15 protein-coding genes and 2 pseudogenes are annotated in these 22,855 nt (G+C 41.6%); 4 read left to right on the top strand and 13 right to left on the bottom strand.

The genetic code is table 11. The features are described from left to right. Positions 1–199 precede the first annotated feature (199 nt). Together IQ264_RS23370 and IQ264_RS23365 are read right to left on the bottom strand one after the other, a co-directional pair. Entirely contained in the window at positions 200–1,945 is a 1,746-nt protein-coding gene (locus IQ264_RS23370; RefSeq protein ID WP_322744793.1) for an AarF/ABC1/UbiB kinase family protein, read from the bottom strand. Positions 1,946–2,280: 335 nt separating this feature from the next. Then, positions 2,281–2,637 (bottom strand): N-acetylmuramoyl-L-alanine amidase-like domain-containing protein, encoded by a 357-nt coding sequence (locus IQ264_RS23365; protein ID WP_193983365.1) that lies wholly within the window; start codon positions 2,635–2,637, stop codon positions 2,281–2,283. A 32-nt stretch (positions 2,638–2,669) separates the two neighbouring features. On the opposite strand from IQ264_RS23365, the gene IQ264_RS23360 reads away from it, so the two are divergent. After that, positions 2,670–3,986, top strand: coding sequence for an APC family permease (locus IQ264_RS23360; protein ID WP_193983363.1), 1,317 nt, complete (start codon positions 2,670–2,672; stop codon positions 3,984–3,986). Between the two features lie 251 nt (positions 3,987–4,237). Here IQ264_RS23360 and IQ264_RS23355 read toward each other — a convergent pair whose 3' ends face one another. The 4 genes from IQ264_RS23355 to IQ264_RS23340 all read right to left on the bottom strand — a co-directional run bounded on the left by IQ264_RS23355 (position 4,238) and on the right by IQ264_RS23340 (position 9,694). After that, positions 4,238–5,131: a heavy metal-binding domain-containing protein gene (locus tag IQ264_RS23355; protein WP_228061755.1), complete on the bottom strand. Its 894-nt coding sequence runs from the start codon at positions 5,129–5,131 to the stop codon at positions 4,238–4,240. A gap of 10 nt (positions 5,132–5,141) precedes the next feature. Continuing rightward, the gene (locus IQ264_RS23350; protein ID WP_193983361.1) at positions 5,142–6,299 is read right to left on the bottom strand and encodes a heavy metal-binding domain-containing protein; all 1,158 of its coding nucleotides are present in this window, start codon (positions 6,297–6,299) and stop codon (positions 5,142–5,144) included. Between the two features lie 11 nt (positions 6,300–6,310). Further along, positions 6,311–6,700 carry a hypothetical protein gene (locus tag IQ264_RS23345; RefSeq protein ID WP_193983359.1) on the bottom strand — a complete coding sequence of 130 codons (390 nt, stop codon included), beginning with the start codon at positions 6,698–6,700 and terminating at the stop codon, positions 6,311–6,313. Between the two features lie 390 nt (positions 6,701–7,090). Continuing rightward, positions 7,091–9,694, bottom strand: coding sequence for a M1 family metallopeptidase (locus tag IQ264_RS23340; protein WP_193983357.1), 2,604 nt, complete (start codon positions 9,692–9,694; stop codon positions 7,091–7,093). Between the two features lie 367 nt (positions 9,695–10,061). Between IQ264_RS23340 and IQ264_RS23335 the strand changes: the two genes are divergently transcribed. Then, positions 10,062–11,780, top strand: a complete 1,719-nt coding sequence (locus IQ264_RS23335; RefSeq protein WP_193983355.1) for a DUF3352 domain-containing protein — start codon at positions 10,062–10,064, stop codon at positions 11,778–11,780. 194 nt (positions 11,781–11,974) lie between these two features. Further along, positions 11,975–12,895: a class I SAM-dependent methyltransferase gene (locus tag IQ264_RS23330; RefSeq protein WP_193983369.1), complete on the top strand. Its 921-nt coding sequence runs from the start codon at positions 11,975–11,977 to the stop codon at positions 12,893–12,895. A gap of 283 nt (positions 12,896–13,178) precedes the next feature. On the opposite strand, the pseudogene IQ264_RS33140 reads toward IQ264_RS23330, so the two are convergent. Next, positions 13,179–13,427 (bottom strand): annotated as a pseudogene (locus IQ264_RS33140) (EAL domain-containing protein); the annotation flags it as partial. 191 nt (positions 13,428–13,618) lie between these two features. Here IQ264_RS33140 and IQ264_RS23320 point away from each other — a divergent pair. Further along, entirely contained in the window at positions 13,619–15,724 is a 2,106-nt protein-coding gene (locus IQ264_RS23320; RefSeq protein WP_193983353.1) for an alkaline phosphatase PhoX, read from the top strand. A gap of 365 nt (positions 15,725–16,089) precedes the next feature. On the opposite strand, the gene IQ264_RS23315 is transcribed toward IQ264_RS23320, so the two are convergent. From IQ264_RS23315 to IQ264_RS23290, 6 genes and pseudogenes are all read right to left on the bottom strand, one after another. Next, the gene (locus IQ264_RS23315) at positions 16,090–16,962 is read right to left on the bottom strand and encodes a 6-carboxytetrahydropterin synthase (protein WP_193983351.1); all 873 of its coding nucleotides are present in this window, start codon (positions 16,960–16,962) and stop codon (positions 16,090–16,092) included. A 160-nt stretch (positions 16,963–17,122) separates the two neighbouring features. After that, on the bottom strand, positions 17,123–17,821 hold the full coding sequence (locus IQ264_RS23310; RefSeq protein ID WP_193983349.1) for a J domain-containing protein: 699 nt from the start codon (positions 17,819–17,821) through the stop codon (positions 17,123–17,125). A gap of 100 nt (positions 17,822–17,921) precedes the next feature. Beyond that, positions 17,922–18,887, bottom strand: a complete 966-nt coding sequence (gene cysK / locus IQ264_RS23305) for a cysteine synthase A (RefSeq protein WP_193983347.1) — start codon at positions 18,885–18,887, stop codon at positions 17,922–17,924. A 143-nt stretch (positions 18,888–19,030) separates the two neighbouring features. Further along, the gene (locus IQ264_RS23300) at positions 19,031–19,471 is read right to left on the bottom strand and encodes an RrF2 family transcriptional regulator (protein WP_193983345.1); all 441 of its coding nucleotides are present in this window, start codon (positions 19,469–19,471) and stop codon (positions 19,031–19,033) included. A gap of 232 nt (positions 19,472–19,703) precedes the next feature. After that, entirely contained in the window at positions 19,704–21,668 is a 1,965-nt protein-coding gene (locus tag IQ264_RS23295) for an iron uptake porin (protein WP_193983343.1), read from the bottom strand. 1,060 nt (positions 21,669–22,728) lie between these two features. Then, positions 22,729–22,855: pseudogene (locus IQ264_RS23290) on the bottom strand (photosystem II D2 protein (photosystem q(a) protein)); the annotation flags it as partial.

Below are 22,855 nucleotides of genomic sequence, written 5' to 3'. Positions count from 1 at the left end.
CCTAAAAGATCCCCCCTCCGCCCCCCTTAATAAGGGGGGAACCAGCGGAAGCTTCGCTATTAACATCACGGGGGTTGGGGGGGATCAAAACCCAGTAATCACAGCCGAAGATCCCCCCTAGCCCCCCTTGCTCAAGGGGGGAACTCCGAAATAATTAATAACTAGCAACTTGAGTTACTACCAATTTCTAACTGCTTTACTACAAGGTTTTGCGACCGGAAAAAGCTGCTAAAGCATCTACAGAAGGTAGGGTAGAAAATTCAGCCAATGCGCCTAAAGCGGCATTAAAAATTTGGGCTGGCTTAATTTCATTTTTAATCAAATTCCAGAGACGTTGGACTTCTTCGGTATGCAGTCGATCGTCCTCTGTTAAAGCCAGAATTAGTTGACGGCGGAGAAATTGACCTTCATCAGACAGGAGATATTGTAAACCGAGTTGGGCGGTGGGGAAAAGGTCAAAACTGTCATCTGTACGAGCGATCGCAATCAGATTTTCTAACCGCTGCCATTGGAATCTACCATCTTTAAATAACACCTCAATCAAACGTCGCCGCAACTGAGGAGTTTCTCCAGTTAACAGTCGTCGCGCCACATAAGGATAAGCAACTTCCACAATCTTAAAATTCGGATTGATACTCAGTGCTAAACCTTCTTGTGTCACCAAAGAACGAATAATTAAAGCGAATTTAGCAGGAACGCGGAAGGGATAATCATACATCAATTCCGAGAAGCGATCGGTAATAGTTTTGAAATTAAAATCCCTCACGCTTTCGCCCATCACATCGCCCAAAACTGCTTCTAACGCCGGAACAATGGGATTAATATCAGTTTCTGGAGTTAAAAAGCCGAGTTTAACAAAATCCTCAGCCAAATGTTCGTAATCTTTATTGATTAGATGTACAACAGCATCAACCAGGGTTTCTTTTGTCTCCTGCTCTAACTGATCCATCATCCCGAAATCAATATAAGCCATTTGACCACCCTGCACCCATTTAGTCGGTTGTCTTTCTCCATCAACCGGACATTGCGGCGGTATGGCAAACAAGTTACCTGGGTGCGGATCGGCATGGAAAAATCCATGTTCTAATAACTGTTGTAATCCAGATGTTACGCCAATCCGAATAATCGCATCGCTGTTGAGTCCCTGTTTTTCGATTTGTTCGGTATCGGTGAGTTTAAGTCCGTAGATCCATTCTAAAGTCAACACTCGATGGGAACTATAGCGCCAGTAAATTACCGGAACCTTTACTTCTGGATTATCGCGGAAGTTGGCGGCAAATTTTTCGGCGTTGCGTCCTTCGTTTAAGTAATCAATTTCTTCAAATAGCTTAGTACCGAATTCATCAACAATTAATGTTAAGTCATGCCCTAAATTAAGCGGTAGCCAAGGTGCTAACCAACTTGCTGCCCAACGCATCAAATAAAGGTCTAAAGTTAAGACGGGAAGTAAGTTAGGACGTTGGACTTTCACGGCTACTTCTTCACCAGTTTTGAGTCGGGCGCGATAAACTTGTCCTAAGCTGGCGGCGGCGACTGGTTGCGGTGAAATACTAGCGTATGCTTCTTTTATTGGTCTATTTAGTTCGGTTTCGATAATCTTAAAGGCGATCGCAGTATCAAACGGCGGTAATTGATCTTGTAATTTGACTAACTCTTCTAAAAAGTCTTTCCGAACTAAGTCTGGTCTTGTAGAGAGTGCTTGACCTACTTTAATAAATGTCGGGCCAAGGTGAGTGAGAATTTCCCGCAACTGGCAAGCTCTTCTTAACTTGTGTTCCTCTGCTTGGCCCCACCATTCGTCTAACTTTAACCCGAAAATAAACCCCGCAAACATCCAGATCACGGTTAAAGTTCGCCATACTGCTAACCAAGGGCGTTTTTTGTAGTAATTGGCGATTGCTTGTGGATTGTACCTTCTTGACTCAGCTAGTTGATGTTGACTCACGCTTATGTCTGCCTGTTGAAACGAAATGTTTTTTTATGAAATGGCTTCCTCTGGGAACGCCGTCACTCAATCACAAGAATAGTAGTTATCTCTGGGTAATCCTTCCGCAATATTTGCTAACTTTACCCATTGATTTTTACTTTTATTTTTTACGTTTTATTAACTCTAGTATACAAAACTATAATACTTACCGCCTAAAAGAATCAACTACTGGGGATCAATGACTCCCTCAAATAAGTCAAATGCTTTTTGTCAATTGCCATTAATAAAACTTATTATAATTGATGAGCAAAAAACTCTTTAATAAATACTGTTGAGGCTGAATTTCCCATCGACTAGTCATATTCGCGCTGAATATGGCGTGGATCGATCGCTCTCACCACAACAACCCCCATTGAATTTTTGACGTTGCTCACATATCTTTGTAAATCGCGGGCAATTGTTACCGTTCCCGCAGGTGAAGCGTGAATCAAACCAATTCTGCCGTTAGGATAGCGGTAAACAAATCCTGTGTGGGTGAAATTTAAACCGGAAATATTAGTAGCGACAGCAATAATATCTCCTGTTTGGAGTTGGGAATAAGCGCGACTAATGCGACGTTTGGGAATATAATTAACAGTTACTTCGGCTAACTGAGATTCCCGATCGACAATACATTGATAATTAGCATCATTATGAGTTAGATAATACATTAACTGGGATCAATTGTTGAATCTAAAATCCAATGTCAGGTCAAACACCACCACAACTGCAACGAGAGTTGGGAGTTTTCGGTGCTATCATGATGGGCTTGGGGTCGATTATCGGTACAGGCGTATTTGTTAGCATTGGAATTGCTGCCGGAATAGCGGGGCCAGCAGTAATTTTAGCAGTAGCAATTGGGGCAATAGTAGCAATTTGTAACGGTTTAAATAGCGCCCAACTTGCTGCTAATCATGCCGTAAGTGGGGGTACTTACGAATATGGTTATAAATATTTCAATTCTTGGTTGGGATTTACCGCAGGTTGGATGTTTTTAGTCGCAAAAAGTGCTTCGGCGGCGACTGCTGCATTAGGTTTTGCGGGATATTTACTTAATGCTTTTCGGATATCTAACCGAAATTTGTTAGTTACGATCGCATTAATTGCTGTTGCCTTGTTTACAGTAATCATTCTCACGGGAATTAAGCGATCGAATCTGGCAAATATCATCATTGTCTCAATTACTTTATTATCACTTGGCTTTTTTATAATTGCCGGATTACCAAGATTAGCATCCCAAGGATTAACCAATCTTACTCCCTTTTTTGCTACTGCAAATCAAGAATCAGTTAATCCCATTACAGCAGTACTTCATGCTAGTGCTTTAATGTTTGTTGCTTACACAGGTTATGGGCGAATTGCTACTTTAGGGGAAGAAGTTAGAGAACCGAGAAAAACGATTCCCAAAGCAATTATTTTGACAATGATAGTCACAATGTTGCTTTACATTGTAGTAGTAATAGTAAGTGTGGGAACTGTAGGTGCAGATACACTTAGTCAAGCAGCAACTAGCAAAGCAGCACCTTTAGAAGTAGCGGCGCGAAGTTTCCGTATTCCGGGAAGTTCTCAAATTATTGCCATTGGTGCAATTACTGCCATGTTAGGAGTACTTCTCAACTTAATTTTAGGGTTATCTCGCGTAGTTTTGGCAATGGGAAGACGCGGAGATTTACCGAGAGTTTTTGGCAGATTAAATGAGACAGGTACGACTCCATTTTGGGCAGTAATATTTGTGGGAATTGCGATCGCTTTTCTAGTTCTAATTGGCAATGTCAAAACTACTTGGTCTTTCAGTGCTTTTAGCGTGTTAATTTATTACGCAATTACCAATTTAGCAGCATTAGCAATTCCATCTGAGGGAAGACTTTATCCAAAAGCGATCGCTTGGTTAGGTTTATTAGCTTGTTTATTTCTTGCTTTTTGGGTAGAACAACAAATTTGGTTAACTGGATTAGGATTGATTATCGCTGGATTAATTTGGCATCAAGTTGCCCAAACAGTGAGAAATAGAAACGACTGAAGTCGTTACAACGGACAAGTTTGTTGTGACGACTTCAGTCGTTTGATTAAGAATTCAGGTTCGTTGTGACGACTTCAGTCGTTTGATTAAGAATTCACTTTAGATTTAGCTTCAAAATTTTAAACTGAAATAAGAGCACCTTGAGGCAGAGCCTCTGTTTTTCGTTACCAGGTTGAACCTGGTAACGAGAACTGAGAGGTTCTACCTCCCTTAAGAAATAATATTGAGGTTAAATTTCCCAGAAATTAGTATTAATGATCTGAACTTGGAGGAGCCAACACAGTATTAATTTGAGGTGGCGGATCGTTCAATGAGAGAGTTAAATGTGGTGTCGGAATATGATGATCTGCGCGAGTGGGCGTGACAGCTGTTCCTATAGCAAAAAACTCAATTACATGGGAACTCCAAGAATATTGATGCTCATGAATATTAGCTCCAATAATTCCTTCTGCTTGCAGGTGGGCGGCTTCAACTTGCATCCGTTCCATTGCTAATTCACGAGCATCATAAAGTGCTTGGGTAAAGTTAGTCATTTCCACATTTCTGCCAATATTTTTAAACCACTGTCCCAAACCTTGATAAGCTACATGATAGACACAATTGCCCATGACTAATCCTAATGGACGATAGCCTGCTCGTAACAATGTCCAAAAGTCTTGTCCAGAGAGTTCGCTGGTAAATGGTTTATCATGAATTGTGCGATAAGAAATTGTGCGATCGCTTGCTCTAACTGCTGTACCGATCGCCACAAATTCTGCCATATTTGGTTCCCAAGTCATGTGTTTAGCACTCAATCTTACCCCCACAATTCCATCGGCACCCAAAGCTTCTGCTTCTTCTTCCATCCGGCTCATTGCTAATTCACGGGCATGATACATTGCTTGAGAAAGCACCGTCATTTCCATGCTTTGATTGATTCCTGCCCATTGAAAACCAATGTGATACATTGAGCAACCAACCACCAAACCTAAAGGCTCAAAACCTGCTTCTTTGACTAACAAAAACTCATTAACAGAAAGATCGCTGGTAAATAAATTGCTTTGTTTACCGCCTTTCTGCATCATTGTTAGCCGTTCGCGGGCGTGTTCCGGCAAATCGTTAGCGATCGGAGGATTCTTGCTAGATTTCGGCTGTTGATTTGTCATAAAAAAAGGCTCAAGATTTAGAAATTGGGTAGAACATTAAAGTTTTACTAACAGGGTTTTCAACTGGTATATCATCTTCAACAATTGCTGTACCAATAGCTACGAAATGTGTCAAAAAATCTTTAAAAACGCCTATATAATATAAACTAGATAAGATAAACTGAATGATAGCAAATAGGATTATTGCCATAGGGAGAATGCCAAATAAAATGCTAAAAAGCACAGTGGCTTTATGATTGGCAATTGCCACAGATAAAGCAATAAAAACCCCCAAAATAAATAACGAAGAAAAACAACCAAGAAAGCTCTGAGGCTGATAGACAATTACTTCCTCTCTGGCTTCAATTTGCATTCCAACTGCACCTGTAGCACCCAATTTTTGCATATCTTCCATCAGGCGCATAATGGCTAGTTCTCGCGCATCTTGAAAGCCTTGGCTAAATTGTGTTAATTCTTGATTTCGCCTAGCGCGACCAAACAACCGATTCCAAAAAGATTGGTTCATCAAAGCGCGGGTGTTGCGATCGCTATGCACATAATAAGAACAAGCGCCAAATGCCAATCCTTTGGGATAGTAACCTGCTTTCCGCAGTTGCCAAAATTCCTGCCCACTTAAATCGCTGGTAAAAGGTTTTGATGTCGGAGGACGACCTGGAATGCGAATTGCGGTTCCAATTGCCGTAAATTCTATCATTCCTATGTTCCAACCTTGGCGACGCTGTTGCAGACGCACTCCAATTACACCATGAGCACCAAGTAAGGCAGCTTCTTGCTGCATTCGACTAACAGCAAGTTCGCGAACAGCTAATTGAGCTTGAGTTAAAGTTTCTACCTCTCCGGTACGATCGCGATAGCCGCGAAAATAACCAAAGAATCCCACTTTGTAAAAGCTACTTCCCATCACCAAACCGATCGGTTCGTATCCAGCTTCACGAGTAAGTAAATATTCGTTAGTACTGAGATCGCTAGTGAAAAATTGTTTGCCAAGGAGCTTTTGTGCGTCGAGACGATGACGGGCACTGTCAAAAAGTTTACCTTGTGAGTTGAGCGATCGCATTTTAATAACACCAGCACTCTTTGAAACTTGAAGATTAGATTGATTTCTTAATCCTATCCCCTCTTTAGTTACACGCCAGATTTGTTTACCAATCTTCTCAAAGAGTCCCATATATTTACTTTCTAGCCTAAGATAAATTGCGAGAGAGCATCGCGAACTTTGGCATCGCGGGCGGCTATTTCAGCTAATGCCTCAGCAACTTTTTGACTCCATTCTGCTGGAGAAATTTCTGTGGTTTTAATACTTACGCCACGAATTACTTTAATCATTCTGGTAGCGATCGATCCATAACGTTCTCGGCTAATTTGGTAATGGTAATCATCAAAACAAAGAGTAACAGTTTTGATTGCCCCGAAACCAAACCAACTTCGTTGCACCTGCGTATTGCGAGGTAGAAATCGCTTTAACTTGCGGACAAGTAATTCCAAAAGTTCGCCTGATTCTTGACGATCGATCGATAAGGCAGCCGCCAAGACATCCACTTCTAGTGCTTGATTAAAATTATCTTCCATTGAGCAAGCATTCCTTGCTAATTGCACTTGTTTCTATTTAATCATTTCCAAGTTAATTTGAGGTTAACTTAAAGCTCAATCAAATCACCTCTTCGATCGATAAAAAATTCCTTGCTTACATCTGCGTTTATCTGCGGTAAAAAACAAATTTCCAGCTAAGTAACGCAAGTTGCCAGTGATTAATTCTTTCGGAGTTCCCCCCTTAATAAGGGGGGTAGTGGGGGGATCTAACGCTGTGATTACTGGGTTTTGATCCCCCCAACCCCCCTTAATAAGGGGGGCTAAGAAATAGCAAATTCCCTTATTAATGGGGGCTAAAAAATAGCAAATTGAGTTAATTACTAAGGAGGGGCAAAAATCATTATGAATTTGCCCCTATTTAACAGTGAATTAACTTTTCACATTCGACTTAGCTTCCAAAGTTTCCACGCGACTCTTCAACTCTTGATTCTCTTTTTTCAGTAAATCAAGTTCTTCGCGCAACTGTTTTACAGATTGATCTGTACCCACATTTTTCTGTACTTTTTGCACAGCTTCTTCCGCAATGCGGCGCACTCTTCCATCAGGTGTTTGATTCGCTAAAGATTGCAGTACAGGTATTGCTTTAGCTGTTTCCATTTGTCCTAAAGCGGTGACAACTGCTACTTGAGTTAAGAAGAAAGTTTCCTTAGCAATATCTGCTAATTGTTCCAAAATCCACTCAACATTATTAGCAGTTTGTCCGGTAGAAATTGTGCCTAAAGCGCGAATTGCAGCTAACCTTAAAGCTTGGGGAATTCCGGGTCGAGTGTATTCTAAAATCAGGTCTAAAGCAACAGGAGAAGATTTTAATTGGCTTAAACCTGCGATCGCACCAACCCGAACCACTTCATTCCAACCACCCCTTTCTCTTAAGATACTAGAAAGTAAGCTAATTACCTCATCTTCTTTATCTTTTAAAGTCGCTGAAGTCATCATTCCACCTAGAGAATTTGCTGCTGCTGATTCCACATAATAACTGTCATCACCAGCTTGCAACAAATCTTTTAAGCCAGTATAACTTTCAGTGGTTTTGATGTTAGCTAAAGCATTGATCGCAGCCCGACGCACTAACGGATTTTGATCGCTCAATCCCTTAATTAAAGCAACTCCGGCTTGATCGAGCTTTATTTCCGAAAGTTGTTTAGCAACTTCGACTCGCACACCCCAAAAAGCATCATTTTCTAAGGCTTCTGCCAAAGCTTTTACTGCTTCTAAACCACCTCTTTTTGCCAATGATTCCGCCGTAAAAATCCGCGAAACTGGATCGGGGTCATATTTTAATTGTGCCTTCAATTCGGGAATTGCATATTCCAAAGCGACGGTTTTTAGGCAGTAATTTCCCAAGTCGAAACTGATAAAATCAGGTTTCTCGGCTAAGGGGAAGTAAAAGCTTTGTTCTTTCTCATGCACTCGGACTGTAAAGGTTTTAAATTCCGAGAATTTATCTTCTTTTACATAACCAAAGGCAATGGGAATTTTTAAATCAAACAAATCACTATTGCTGCCGTTATTCCCTGATTTTGCTTGAGTTTGCGTTACCGTAACTTTTGCCAGTTTGCTATCAGCATCCCAGGAATAAGCAACTTTGTAATCGGGATGTCCACCACGATAAACATACTGATCGAACAAAAACAGTAAATTCCGACCTGTGGCTTTTTCGATCGCTCTTAACAAATCAATAGTTTCTACTGTTTTGTGAGCATTTTCTTGGACAAACTTATGAATTGCCGTTGCAAACAATTCATCTCCCAATTCTCCGCGAATCATGTGATAAACACAAGCACCTTTTTCGTAAAGGTGGCGGTCGTAAAGTTCGATCGCTTCCCGATAAACATGAGTTACAATTGGACGACGATAACGACTGCTATCTTCCGCTAAATAACTCCGCGCCTCATTCAAAATATAGTAAGCAGCATCATCTTTTCCGTACTCTTGTTCCGTCCAAAGTACTTCCGAATAAGATGCCATTCCTTCTTTAATCCAAGCATGAGACCAATGTTTAATCACCACCAAATCACCAAACCATTGATGGGCGAGTTCATGGGCGACTAAACTTTCACTTAAGCGGTTATCTAACGATGCTCTTTGATCTAACAAACATCTGTCTGTTAACAAAGTAGTTGAAGTATTCTCCATTCCGCCAAAGATAAAATCATCGACGCAAACTTGGGCGTATTTGGGAAATGGATAAGGATAACCAAATTTTTGAGTGAAAAATTCGATCATCTTTGGCGTTTTGCCCATTGTCAAACGAGCTTCTTCTTCCTGCCCTTTTTCGACATAATAAGTGACAGGTTTGCCATTCCATTCATCCTGAATTTCGGCAAAATCTCCCACCGCTAAAGTCATTAAATAAGTAGGATGAACTTCCTGCTGTGACCAATGGTAAATTTTCGTTTCTCCGGCATCTTCGGTATTAATTAATACCCCATTGGAAATCGCAATTAAAGGTTGAGGAACTTGCACCCGAATTTCGGAAGTTGCTAATTGTCCCGGATAATCAAAACAGGGAAACCAAAACCGAGAATCTTCATCTTCTCCCTGCGTCCAAACTTGTGTCGGTTTGTTGGGATAATGCTTGTTGGGAGTGATGAAATAAATTCCTCTTTGCGGTTTTTCAGCAGCGTAAGCAATAACAATCGTAATCGGTTTTCCTACCTGCGTCGGAGTGGTAAGTCGAATCTGCAACTGTTCGCCGTCGTACTCAAAATTTTGCGCTACATTACCAATCTCGACTGAGTGAATTTTTAAGTTAACTGCATCTAAGGTTAAATGCTCAATTCCCGATCGCACTGGCGCTAATCTAATACTGCAAGTACCTTTACAAGTTTGGTTGGGAATATCCAGCGCCAAATCCAGAAAGATATGCTCTACTTGTCCGGGGCGATCGGGATTATAGTGCGGTCTGGCACCCGGTAATTCAAAAGATTTGTGACTATTAGTTTCGGAATCGAAATATGATTGCAACTTCATCTCGGCTCAAGCCTACCTAACAATGGAAGCAATTTAGATATACTTTCCAGGGTAACGCCTTTGTGAGTCAACTTACTCCTACGGCTAGATGTGCGAAAGTTTGTATTAAAAAAAACTTTTGTCTTTTTGTAAAGATTCATAAGAAGTATTACTTAAGTAGTAATATAAGAGACTTGTATACATTTGCCTATTGCCAAATTCCAGAACTACTTTAAAATTTATTCATTGTTAGTTACAGAATTCTACAGAAAAAACAAAATATCCCATTCATCTGCCCCCAGTGGCTTAAGGGAAAGTACTCATCAGTACTCAAGTAAATCTAGAAAAATTTTCCAAGAAAGTATTGTTGTAATGTGAGGTGAGGATAATGTTAACCCAAAAAGTCTCTAAATTCTCCGAATTACCTGAAGTCTCTAAATTCTCTAAATTTCCTAAATTCAAAGCTTTGGGTGTTGGTGCAGCTGTTCTAATTGCTGCTGGTGCCACAGGTGGATACTTATACTTACGCGGTGTTTTTAGCGATGTCAGTCCATTAGCCAGCGCCAAGTTAGTTCCAGATGAAGCATTAGTAGCAGGTGTCGTGTCTACAGATGGAAAACCTTGGTCAAAATTGCAACAATTTGGCACTACAGAAGCGCAGCAAATTATCACTAAGAGTTTGGCTAGCCTGCAAAAACAGATGTTTGCTGAGAATACAAAGATAGATTACGCAAAAGATATTCAGCCTTGGCTAGGTAGTGTAATGTTGGCACTTTTACCTAGCAACACGACGCAAGAAGTTGCCGCTACTACACCAAATTATTTAGTAATTATAGGTATTAAAGATAAAATTAGTGCTATAAGTTTTGCAACTAAGTTAAAAAAATCATCAGGTGGGGACAATCAAGATATTAATTATAAAGGTGTCAAGATTTGGGAATGTTCAAGTAATAATGAACACCATTTTATAGCTCTATTAAACGAGCATTTGGTGATATCACCGCAGAAAAAATCGCTCGAAGCAGCGATCGATACTTTTAAAGGTGAACCTTCTTTCGCGGATAAAGTCGGTGCTAAGTTGATGTTGGAGAAGGGTATAGATTTACCCAATGAAATCGCCGAAATTTATGTACCGGAATCGCAAAATGCGATCGCCGAAGTGCTGGATAAATATGGAGCGATCGGTCAATTAACTCCTGCATCAATACAGCAATTAAAAAATATGAAATCTGTGGTAATGGGGGTGGGAATAGATAATTTAGGAATCAGGATGAAAGCGATCGGAGAAGTCAAGCAAGAACCAATTAAACAAGCAGAGTTTCAACCCACGCCAGGGAAAATGGTATCTAAATTTCCCTTGAATACTGTAGCATTACTCAGCGGATACGGAATTAGCCAAGGTTGGAAAGAAGCAATAGCGCAAGCACAGAAAAATCCCCAGTTTAATGCTCAGGTTAATGGAATTCGCAATTATCTAAAAGAAAATGTGAATCTGGACTTAGATAAAGATATTTTGCCTTGGATGGATCGAGAATTTGCTGTTGGTGCATTTCCGGCGACAGAAGGTGTTTTAGCACCGATGGGTTTTAGTGCAGCTTTAGTTGTGAAAACTAGCGATCGCCAAGCCGCTGAAACCGCATTAAAAAAATTAGATCAACTCGCTAGAACTAACTCCATTAATATCGATCGCCGACATATTGAAGGCAAAGCAGTCACCGAATGGTCAAACGATCAAGGCGTATTATTAGGACATGGTTGGTTAGACAAAGAATCCATGTTTGTCGCCGTTGGTCGTCCCATTGTTGAAGCAATGGCAAGCAGTTCTAAAACCCTAGAAAAAAATCAAGCTTTTCAAACAGTTACCAATACCCTACCTAAACCAAATACAGGCTCTTTTTATGTCGATATGGACACAGTAATGTCTGTGTTTAATAACAACTTTTTGCTGAATCTCCAATTACCTCTCTCGTCAGATACCTGTGCTATCTTAAATTCCATTCGCGGCATTGGAGTCACAGCTAATAAAGTTAATCTATCAACCAGCCAAATGGAAATAGTCTTTGCCTTAAAATCAAAAGAACCACAGTCATTAGCCAAAGGTCAATAGTCATATCAAGTAAAGTCTGTTGTGACGACTTCAGTCGTTCTCTTCTTAAATCAAAGGACTAAAGTCCTCACAACGAACCAGAATAATTGATCATTAGTCATTACTCATCCTGAAAATTCCTGCCCCAAACTTGGTAGGATCATACAGGTGAAATTTCACAAATAACAAAAGATTAATGACTAATGACTAATCAAATGACTGCAACAGTAAACAATACTCCAGGGTTAGCTTCTCGCTTAGTTAATGGACTCCTCGCTATTAAACCTTTGGCAGCTGTCGCCAAGCATCAAGCTCGTGAGATGATGATTAAAAGAGCCGAAAAAATTGGTGTCCCTTGGCGGCTGCAAGTTCAGGAATTAAGTCAGGAAAACTGGGAAAGTTACTTACAAAAAGTACAAAATAACAATTTAACTTATCCAGAATATTATGTGCGATCGTTCCACGCTTACAAAGAAGGAAATCTCGGTTGGGAACCAGCATTAGAAGTCGAATCCGCCGCTCATGCAGTCCATTCTACAATCTGGTCTAAAATTCCCGCAATTGACGGAGATGCCAAACTCCGGCAAAGTTACCATAATATCGTAAAACAGCAAATTTCCACCCCACCTCAAGATATTTTAGACCTGGGTTGTAGCGTCGGAATGAGTACCTTTGCGCTGCAAAAAGTTTATCCCCAAGCAAAACTTACAGGCGTTGATTTATCACCTTATTTTCTCGCAGTAGCGAACTACCGTTCTCAACAAAGAAATATTCCGATTAATTGGGTTCATGCTGCTGCGGAATCAACAGGTTTACCAAATGCTTCCTTTGATTTAGTTTCCATCTTTTTAATGTGTCATGAACTGCCACAATCAGCCACTAAAGAAATTTTCCGGGAAGCTAAACGTTTGTTGCGTCCAAATGGTCACATTGCCATTATGGATATGAATCCGCAATCGTCAGCTTATAAAAAAATGCCTCCTTACATTTTTACCTTGCTGAAAAGTACTGAACCTTACTTAGATGAATACTTCACATTGGACATTTCCCAAACTTTAGTAGAAGCTGGTTTTTCTGCACCAACAATCACTCCTAATAGTCCTCGGCATCGCACAATAATTGCTCAGGTAAATTAGTAATTAATCCCGGATGATTCGATCCCCCTAAATCCCCCTTGGTAAGGGGGACTTTGAATCTGCTTCCCCCCTTTATGAGGGGAGTTATATTAGGGGGGATTGCCTACGGCACGCTACGCGAACAGAAAACTCTAAGCTTATAACTATCAACTTAGGTTACAATAACTTTTTTAACTTGATTTACTTGCGGATTTAATTTTTTTTTACTTTCTTGAATAGCCGCAGTTTCTCCCCACTTTGGCTGTTCTTGTTGGCTGATTATTAAAGCTGTTGTTGCTTGTTTATCTAAAGCTTTAGAAAAATAGAAACCTTGTCCTTGTTCGCAACCGAGTTCCCTTAATTGAGCGAGTTGAGATGATGTTTCTATGCCTTCTGCAACCACATCCATTCCTAAAATTTGAGCCATGGTAATAATGGCGTGAACAATTTCTAAATTTTCATTATTGGGATTTATCAAGCTGACGAAAGAGCGATCGATCTTCAAAGTATTTACAGGAAATCGATGCAGATAACTTAAAGATGAGTAACCTGTTCTTAGTAAAACGACTTAATTAAAACATAGCCTTAACTTAATCTTTTCATATTATTTTTGTAGTCAAACCTTAACTTAATAACGAGATATTGAAATGTTGGATAGTCGCAATTATTACTGAAGCTTTTGAGCTATAGGTAAAATTTTGGCGCTGCAATTACTTCTATTAAAAAGGAAGGACATCTTTAATTATGTCAGAGTCTTACGTGAGAAATGTTCCCGGAAATCCGGGCTACGAATTTGTGCCGCTGTTAACTGTAGGAGATGAAATTCCTTTAATTCAAGGTACTGTAGGTAACTTTCAGACTGTAGCTGGGCAAAGATTTACCTTCACAGGAATTCCTGACGGCATGGGAATATACGAAACCGCAAGCAACTATTACGTTTTTCTCAATCACGAAATTGCCGCAGTTGATAGTAGAAATAATCCCATCACTTCTACCATTTCTTCTACCGTTCCAGGGAAAATTCAAGGAGCAAGAGTATCTTTACTCGTGTTTGACAAAAACTGGAATGTTATTGGCGGTAAAAACCTGATTGAAAAAGCAGTAGATAGCAATGGTGAATATCTCCTAAATACGACAACAGGTGTTTATACAAATGCTGCAACGGGGAAAAGTTTTAGTTTCACTCGTTTTTGTTCTGCTTACTTAGCAGAAAGTGGTTTTGTTAATGCCAGCGGTCAAGCAATCCCAGTCTTTTTCGTTCCTGAAGAAACTACAGATAACACTACAACTGGAGCTTCCTCAAGTCGAGGTTGGGCAGTATCTCCTGATGGTACAGCATTAGCGATCGAAGGCTTAGGTCGTTACGCCAAAGAAAACGTAGTTTCCGCCTCTCAATATCGCGCCACCAACTCCGATAAAACAGTACTTCTCTCCACAGAAGACTTTACTAACGGCGAACTTTATATGTTTGTCGGTCAACAAACAGCACAAGACCCCAACGGTTTTAAAGACGGTCAATTATATGTGCTGAAAGTTCAGGGATTCAATAATGAAACTCTCACAAAAGGAGTGAAAGCTACCGCCACTTGGACACCAGTCCCCAAAGAAATTGCCCTCGACCCCACTGGCGCAGTCCTCAGCAATTGGGTAGATGCTTCTGGTCGTTCCACTAACTTCCGCCGTTTAGAAGACATTGCCGAAGATCCCAACAACCCCGGCACTTTCTACTTCGTTACCACAGGCACTGCCGACAAACTTGGTGGAGGGACAACCACCAATGCTGCGGAAGCAGAAAACCCCTACGGTAAAATGTACCGTTTCAGCCTCAATCCCAACGATCCCACTGGACAAATCAATAACTTTGAATTGGTGCTCAACGGTGGCCCTGATACTGGTATCAGTTACGACAACATCGTTGTCGATAAAAAAGGCCATGTGATGATTATGGAAGACGAAACTGCCTTTGGCGGTGACGTAATGAAAGCTAGAGCCAGAGAAGCTGGGATTTGGGATTACAACATCGCCACAGATAAAGTGACATTAGTGGCGGGAATTAATGAAAGTGCCGCTGGCGAACAGTTTGACAACACCAGTATACCGGGTCAATGGGAAACTTCCGGCATCGTCGAAGTTGGCTCTGGTAGACAATTCTATATGTTCGATGTTCAGGCTCACACCGTTACAGATCCTAGATACGTCGAAGGTGGTCAGTTAATTTTGGCTATGTGGAAAGGGCCAGATTCATTAACAGCAAAAGGTGGTGAATTAATTAATGGTTTACAAGGTAATGACACTATCACTGGAGCATCTAGTTCTGGGAATAATACCTTACGCGGCGGTCAAGATAATGATGTATTAATTGGTGGCACTGGTGATTTTTTATGGGGCGACAAAGGCAATGATTTGTTAATACCTGGTAAAGCTAACAATGTGAATGGCAATCTGGGTAATGATTTTATTAATGCCGCTAATAATTTTGGTGGTAGTACTCTGCATGGTGGTCAAGGCGATGACACAATTATCGGTGGAGTTAACGATTTAATGTTTGGCGACAAAGGTAAGGATGCTTTATTTGCTGGTGCTGGCCCTAACACTTTAATTGGTGGTGCAGATGCGGATCAATTTTGGATAGTTAATACTAACATTCCTGTTGCTCCGAGTACGATCGCAGATTTCCAACCAGGCACAGATGTTATTGGAATTAGTAATTTAGGCGTGAATAGTATTAGTTCCCTCACCATTACCCAAAAAGGTGCTGATGCTGTGATTAGTTTCTTAGGTAAAGATTTAGCGATCGTCTCAAATATTCAAGCCAACGCTCTCACTAGTTCCTCTTTTGTCTTTACCTAAAAATCATGAGTTATCGATCGTAGGAATTATGCACTCAGATCACCCAACCCCCAAGAGGGCTTGATTAAGTTCCCCCCTTGTTAAGGCAGGGCTAATTCATTTTCAACGGAGAAATTGATTTGTGAAGGAGAGATAATGCAAACAACGGAAAAATCATCTTTCCCCTTGTCCCCTTGTCTCCTTGTCCCCTTGTCCCCCCATCCGGTTAATTTTATTTGATGACCATGAATTAGCCCTGCCTTGTTAAGGGGGGCTAGGGGGGATCTAGGTTTCAGGCAGAAATTGCGTAAGTAATAGATCATTTGTCAGATGAAAAAATCGCACCCCGATAAATAAAAGGGTGCGATTTTTAATTGCCAAAAACCTTAAAGTCTCACTAAAAGTTGCTCATTTAACTTGCCATTACTCAAAGTTTTTTCCAATTGAGTACCATAAACTTCACAGGAATTATTCGGACTTTCCACTAACTTAACTTTGAACAACTCCGCGCCTAATTCCCGAATTGGTTCCTGCAATAAATCGCGAATATGAACCGCAATATTTTCAGCTGTCGGCACAACTTCCGCAAAGTAAGGAATATCTTTATTCAAAAAAGTGTGATCGAATGGTTCCACTACATAATCATCGATCGCCTTTTGCAATGCTCCCAAATCTACAATCATCCCCGTGCGAGGGTCAATTTCCCCTTTCACAGTCACTTCTAAATGATAATTATGACCGTGACCATGAGGACGAGCGCACTTACCGTAAATCTCGCAATTTTTCTCATAACTAAGGTCGGGACGAGCTAGCCGATGAGCAGCACTAAAATGAGTGGCAATGCTGAGGTATGCTTCCATTTCGTTTCCTAAATAATCAGCCCAAAGTTCTGGATGTTCAAACAGTTGAATTCGCACAATTGGTAAATGAGGCACTAAACGCTGCCAAATTACCCGTGCGATATTTTCTGTAGTTGGCAGAGTTTCCTGAAACTCCGACCAAGCATCGTTGAGATAAGAAAAATCTAATTGGCTGGTAACTTCCTGCTTAATAATGTGTTTCACATCAGACAGGTTTAATACCATGCCATATTCATCCAATTCGCCTGCCATGTAAACATACAGGACGTAGTTATGCCCATGACCAGGCGCACGAGCACAAGCCCCAAATTTTTCAACATTTTCGGCTTCACTCAACTCTGGCAACCAATACAGATGACTGGCTGAAAACTTAGCCCGACGGTTAATAATACACTTCATGCTGGGAGGAGCAAGGGAGGAATTGTAAAGATTCGTAAAACGATTCTAATTCATAGAATACTGCATCGGGGAGCTCCAGGGGCAGAGGAACTCCAGGGGCACAGGGGAAAGGTAAAATTTAATTCTCCTTGTCTCCTTGTCCCCAATTCCCAGTCCCCTCTTAAACAAAACTTTTGAAAGCTGCTTGTGCTTCCCGCCTTAGCTGGGCAGCAATTCTAAACATTTCATGACCTGTATGTAAATATTGGTCATCGTAATTCAGGCTAAAAGTTTCTAATTCGCTAATTCCATCTGCCACTTGATTCAAGCAATAGTACAGTCTGGCAGCAACCCCAGCTAAAGGAGAAGGATTAGGCATTGAGGTGAAAATGTGTTGGGCTTGGGAAAGTAACTCTTGGCATTCCTTTAAGTAATCCTGGAAACTTTCCATTAATTCATCATCAAAAGGATCTGCTGAAAGTTCGTCAATTTGTTCATTTATGGGATTGATAATGCGGCAAATTAAGCGGTTCACAGGCTGATAAACTAGACTCAACCATAATTGAACTTGCCGATCGATATCTTGAGCCGTTTGTCGCTGTTTTTGGTATTGTTTTTGGGCTGCTTTAGTTCGTTGTTGCCAATTCCCAACCGCACCGAATGAACCATTTCTTAATTGTCGATCGTAAAATTCTCGCCGTTGTGGATCGCTTAAAATTTCATAAGCAGCATTTAACCGCACAATTTGCTCGTGATTGGCTGTTTCTTGTTGACTATCGGGATGAAAAAGTTTAGCCAATCGCCGATAAGATTGTTTAATCTCTGCTTGTGTTGCTCTGGGGCTAACTTGCAGAGTTTGATAGTGATTTAACTCCGCCATCGATTTCAAATTTTAGATTACGGAAGGGAACGGGGAACGGGGAGAATAAGGGGACTCTTGAGAATTTTTAACTTCTGCCTTGGAGCCTTCTGTCATTAATTTAAGTTAACCCAAAAGTTGATAGCTTCAGTTCTGGATCTTGAAATAAAGGTGTGCTTAAATAACGCTCTCCAAAACTGGGTTGAATCATCACAATCAGGCGACCTGTGTTTTCTTTTCTTTGACCAACTTTAATGGCGGCAAAAAGTGCTGCCCCACTGGAAATTCCTGAGAGTAAACCCTCTTCTCTAGCTAATCGACGAGAGTATGCGATCGCATCTTCATCCCGCACCTGAATTACCTCATCAATCAAATCTACCCGTAACACCTGCGGAATAAAACCCGCCCCAATTCCCTGAATTTTATGTGGGCCAGGATTTCCCCCAGATAACACCGCACTATTAGCAGGTTCAACAGCGATCGCCAAAAACCCCGGCTTCCGCTGCTTAATTACCTCAGCCACACCAGTAATCGTTCCCCCAGTACCCACACCAGCCACCACAATATCCACCTGACCATCCGTATCCTGCCAAATTTCCTGGGCTGTCGTTTCCCGGTGAATTTGCGAATTAGCAGGATTGCGGAACTGTTGCAACATATAAGCATCCGGCGTACTATCCACAATCTCCTGCGCCCGTCGAATTGCCCCAGTCATCCCCTCAATTCCCGGAGTCAACTCCAATTGAGCCCCATAAGCCCGCAACATCGCCCGCCTCTCATTACTCATAGTTTCGGGCATAGTCAAAATCAACTGATAACCCCTAGCCGCAGCCACCATTGCTAAAGCAATACCCGTATTTCCCGAAGTCGGTTCCACCAACACCGTTTTCCCAGGTTTAATTAGCCCCTCCCTAGCAGCAGCATCAATCATACTCACACCAATCCGGTCTTTCACAGAAGCAGCTGGATTCATTCCCTCCAACTTCACCACAATCTCTGCCAAACAACCCTCTGATTGCGGAATCCGCTTTAACCGTACCAAAGGAGTACGACCAACTAATTCTGTAATATCCTCAGCAATTCGCATAATTCTCTCCCTATATCATTGGATATTAATCATTGGTCATTAGTCATTAGTCATAGTTTTTTATTCCTGCATTTCTCTGTATCTGTCGAATAGCCAAATTTTACAAATGACAAACCACTAATGACAAATGACAAAATGATTAATCAGATGTAATACATGATATCTAGCTGACGCTTAGCATCTCGCTTTTCACACAAATCTTGTAACGTATACCTTTGCAACACCGCATTCGCCGCATGACAACCTTCTTGCCAAATTTCTCGCAGCAAAGTACTTTCTAAAGTTATTTTATTCCCTGAATCCTTCTGGGCCGACTGAGAATCAGTCCCTTCTAAACAGCAAATAACTTCAAATAAATTAATTTTCCAGGGTTCTCTGCCTAGCAAATAGCCCCCCTTGGCTCCTCTTTGACTACGCACCAAACCGCAACGCCTTAAAGTTGCTAGTAACTGTTCCAAATATCGATCGGGAATATTTTGCTGCGCCGCAATTTGCCGAATTTGCAGAGGTTCACCACTTTGATAATGAGTTGCTAGCTCTAGGAGAGCCAGTAGCGCATATTCACTTTTACACGATAGTTCCACAAATTATCCCAAATTTACTGAATTGCTACAAAATTCCTAAATGAAATACACAGAGCAGAAAAGGGTAATTAACATACCCCAGTTCTACACTAGGGTTTAGTTCCATTCTATAACGCTAGCGTCCTGAATGCTTTCCGCTTTTCAGGATCTCAGCAATTGCCAAATTTTGTCGCCTTCAAAAAAAAACCCCCGTTAAAAACGAGGGCTTTTCAATTCTTTCAGTCAGACTCACCTAGAAGGTGAAGGTGGTTCTGAGAGTACCAATAAAGATGTCATCGTTGTCGTTGTTTTGTTCAGGTGCCATCAACCAAATCACACCAGGAGTCAACGAAATATTGTCCGTCAGCTGGAACTTATAGAACCCTTCAATATGCCAAGGCATATCACGACTGAAGGAAGAACGAGGCCCAGCACTCATTCCAGTCACGTAAGGTTCAATACCTGCGAATAAACCTAACAAGTTACCTGGTTTACCCAAGTTGGGAAGAGCAACACCAAGTCCATAGCTCCAAATGTCAGCACTACCACGACGAATCAAGGTCGCATCAGTGTACATACCAAAAGCACTAATTGAGAAGTACTTGCTCAAGCGTAAGTTACCGGAAACGCCGTAAGAGTTAGTCACAATTGGAGTCGCATTTCTGCCATATATTAGAGCAGATGGTAAGTTAGCTATACCTGTACCTACTAGCCGAGCTCCGAAACCACCACCAGCATCAAAGATATCAGACCCTGTTGTGTGGTAAGCATTAACGTAGGTTAACGCCAAGTTGAAAGTATCACAGAAGTTCAGGTCTAGCTGTCCGAGTGCAGCGTAGTTACCGTCAAACAGACCATTTTTGTCCAGTGGGCTGTTAGCACTACCAGGAGAGTTACCAGGAATAGTAAGACCAGAACCACCTGCAAAGTAACCACCAGTGATAGAGGTACCTTTCAAGAAGCTACCAAATCCGCCCAAACCAAAGCTAATTGCTCCACCTGCGCCACCACCAATCCGATAAATTGGGTTTTCTTGTGAGAAGGCAGAAATTGAACCGTTACCACCATCTCCATCAAAGAAGTAGGGGTTTTTTACATCAACATAGTCGGAGTGAATACCACCTGTAGCAGCTAAGTAGAGTTTTGAACCACCTAAAAAGGCAGTCTCATAAGCCAACCAATCCAGAGCTACGCTGTTGTTGCCTGTACTACCAACAAAATATTGTAAGGTTCCTTCAGCTGTTGGGCCAGCAAATGCTCCTGCGGGGCTGTTAAACCCGCTGCCAGCGCCATTATTAAACAGGGGAGTATAGGGCAAATTATTCCACCGTTGGCCGTTACCAGCAGAAATCCGGGTGTGCAGTATATCTCGACCTGTGAAGCTGGTTTGGAATTCTAAACGTACCCGGTCTTGGAAAACTGTGTTATTACTATCTTCTACACCCCAGCGACCGTTGCTTGCACCTCGGTAATTTACTTGACCCCTTTGACCGCCCCAAACATCCGAAATCGCAAAAATTGCTTCCCCTTTCAGTTTGGTCGTAGTAGAGAATTGCTGGGCTTCTACCTTAGTAACACGAGCTTCTAGGGAATCAACTCGACCTCGCAGGGTAGCTAGTTCAGCCGCAAACTCTTCTTGCAGACGTTGTAGAGCAGCTAAATCTTCTTTGCTTACGCCTTGAGGCAATGCCGCAATTAATTCCTGAATCCGATCCAAACAACTGTTCAAACCTGCGGCAAATTCGTAACGAGTCAGGGCTCTGTTACCACGATAGGTTCGGTCTGGATAACCTTCGATACAGCCGTAACGCTCAACCAAAGATTGCAATGCTTGGAAAGCCCAGTCTGTTGGTTGTACGTCGCGCAATTGGGAAACTGAAGTCACCTGAGCGGAAGTTCTGTTTCCTTCTCTGCTGTAACGAATGATTTCATCAATTGAATTTGGTGAATCAACAGGTGCAGCTTGAGCAACTGTGTTTTCTTTCGCCGTTACAGACTCTTGAGCTTGGTTTTGTGTCTTGTCTAAAGCTTTTAGCTGATTGCCGGAAGCTTGACTTTTGGTTGCTACTTCTAGCTGCTGTTCGGGATTAGCAGTTTGGGTTGAAGCTACTTCAGCCGCTGAATTAGTTTCTGTGGCGATCGCCCAAGGGCTAAATACCAGGGTAGCTCCCAGAATTGCCGGACTGAACAGCAGTGATTTCCACAATATTTTAGACATTTTCCTCTCGTCCTCACACCACTTATAGAGAATCGCTGGATTCATTTTAAGTTCCCCGCTTAACTCCTTAGTTTAGCTTTTAGAAAAGCAATGCGGGATAGTGCTTTTCTTAAACTATAGGGTAACTCTATTTTGTAGATATCTGATAGGCTTCGATCGCAATTTGCGCTTCGGTACATGGTACTGAAAACTTTTACAAAGCCTTCTGAGCCATTCCGACCCCACCTATCAACAGCTTGCACCAGCACTTCCAATATATAAGCTTACAACTAGTCTAATCAAGAGTACTTTGATTAGATTTAAGTAGTTTCCTGCGGTGATAATCTACATCGACACAGCTACTAGCGATGCAAGTTAACTCTACACTAGCAAATTTACTTAAAATTTTCGCTCAATGTCTGCTTTTTTTGAAAAAACAAAATAATTTTTATAGATTTACTGAGTAGTATTGATTGTTAGCGCTACTAACTAACAACCATTACTGTATTATCAAACATCCTAAAAATAACTATCCGCTCTCACAGACAGTGACAGGATGTAAATTTAGTCACTGTTTGTATGAGAGCGGTCTAGCGGGTCTTCAGATTGCAACCAGACTGCCGGGATTTCTCTAATCAGGCCCAGCACTTGCAGCTACTTAATAGTACTGTTAAACTACCAAGCTTCTGCTAAAGAACTGTCCCGGCGCACAGCCGGCTAACTGCAACCTGATGACCCATGATTTTACTACTATCTGTCATGGGCATCACCTCCTTGTTGCCTAAACGGTCTTTTTCTCAAAGAGTGTTGAGCATTAAGCCCTTCGACTACAATAACACGCTCTCAGAAAAATGCAAGGGGAATTTGAGAAAGTAAGGGGAGGGGGCTGGGGGACAAGGGGACAAGGGGACAAGGTGAATTTTTCTACTTCTGCCTTCTGCCTTCTGCCTTCTGCCTTTCTTGCCTTCTGCCTTCTGCCTTCTGCCTTCTGCCTTTCTTGCCTTCTGCCTTCTGCCTTTCTCCCAAAAAAAGACCCCTATTGAATAGGAGTCTTTTGAGTATGAAAAAATTTTGTTAAAGCTTACAGAGCATTACCACGAGGGAGAACTTCTTCAGGGAAGACAAAACGCTCATGGGGTTGGTCAGCAGGAGCCATCCAAGCCCGCAGACCTTCGTTCAAGAGAATGTTCTTCGTATAGAAGGTTTCA

Source organism: [Phormidium] sp. LEGE 05292, from assembly GCF_015207735.1.
GTDB lineage: Bacteria > Cyanobacteriota > Cyanobacteriia > Cyanobacteriales > Aerosakkonemataceae > Floridanema.
This window is presented reverse-complemented; position numbering and strand designations above follow the sequence as displayed.

Bases quoted from the DNA above. Each gene is read 5' to 3' on its own strand.
- IQ264_RS23340 (WP_193983357.1), bottom strand. From the start codon at position 9,694: ATGAAGTTGCAATCATATTTCGATTCCGAAACTAATAGTCACAAATCT.
- IQ264_RS23320 (WP_193983353.1), top strand. From the start codon at position 13,619: ATGTCAGAGTCTTACGTGAGAAATGTTCCCGGAAATCCGGGCTACGAA.
- cysK (WP_193983347.1), bottom strand. From the start codon at position 18,887: ATGCGAATTGCTGAGGATATTACAGAATTAGTTGGTCGTACTCCTTTG.
- IQ264_RS23295 (WP_193983343.1), bottom strand. From the start codon at position 21,668: ATGTCTAAAATATTGTGGAAATCACTGCTGTTCAGTCCGGCAATTCTG.
- IQ264_RS23315 (WP_193983351.1), bottom strand. From the start codon at position 16,962: ATGAAGTGTATTATTAACCGTCGGGCTAAGTTTTCAGCCAGTCATCTG.
- IQ264_RS23360 (WP_193983363.1), top strand. From the start codon at position 2,670: ATGTCAGGTCAAACACCACCACAACTGCAACGAGAGTTGGGAGTTTTC.
- IQ264_RS23365 (WP_193983365.1), bottom strand. From the start codon at position 2,637: ATGTATTATCTAACTCATAATGATGCTAATTATCAATGTATTGTCGAT.
- IQ264_RS23345 (WP_193983359.1), bottom strand. From the start codon at position 6,700: ATGGAAGATAATTTTAATCAAGCACTAGAAGTGGATGTCTTGGCGGCT.
- IQ264_RS23350 (WP_193983361.1), bottom strand. From the start codon at position 6,299: ATGGGACTCTTTGAGAAGATTGGTAAACAAATCTGGCGTGTAACTAAA.
- IQ264_RS23330 (WP_193983369.1), top strand. From the start codon at position 11,975: ATGACTGCAACAGTAAACAATACTCCAGGGTTAGCTTCTCGCTTAGTT.
- IQ264_RS23335 (WP_193983355.1), top strand. From the start codon at position 10,062: ATGTTAACCCAAAAAGTCTCTAAATTCTCCGAATTACCTGAAGTCTCT.
- IQ264_RS23355 (WP_228061755.1), bottom strand. From the start codon at position 5,131: ATGACAAATCAACAGCCGAAATCTAGCAAGAATCCTCCGATCGCTAAC.
- IQ264_RS23310 (WP_193983349.1), bottom strand. From the start codon at position 17,821: ATGGCGGAGTTAAATCACTATCAAACTCTGCAAGTTAGCCCCAGAGCA.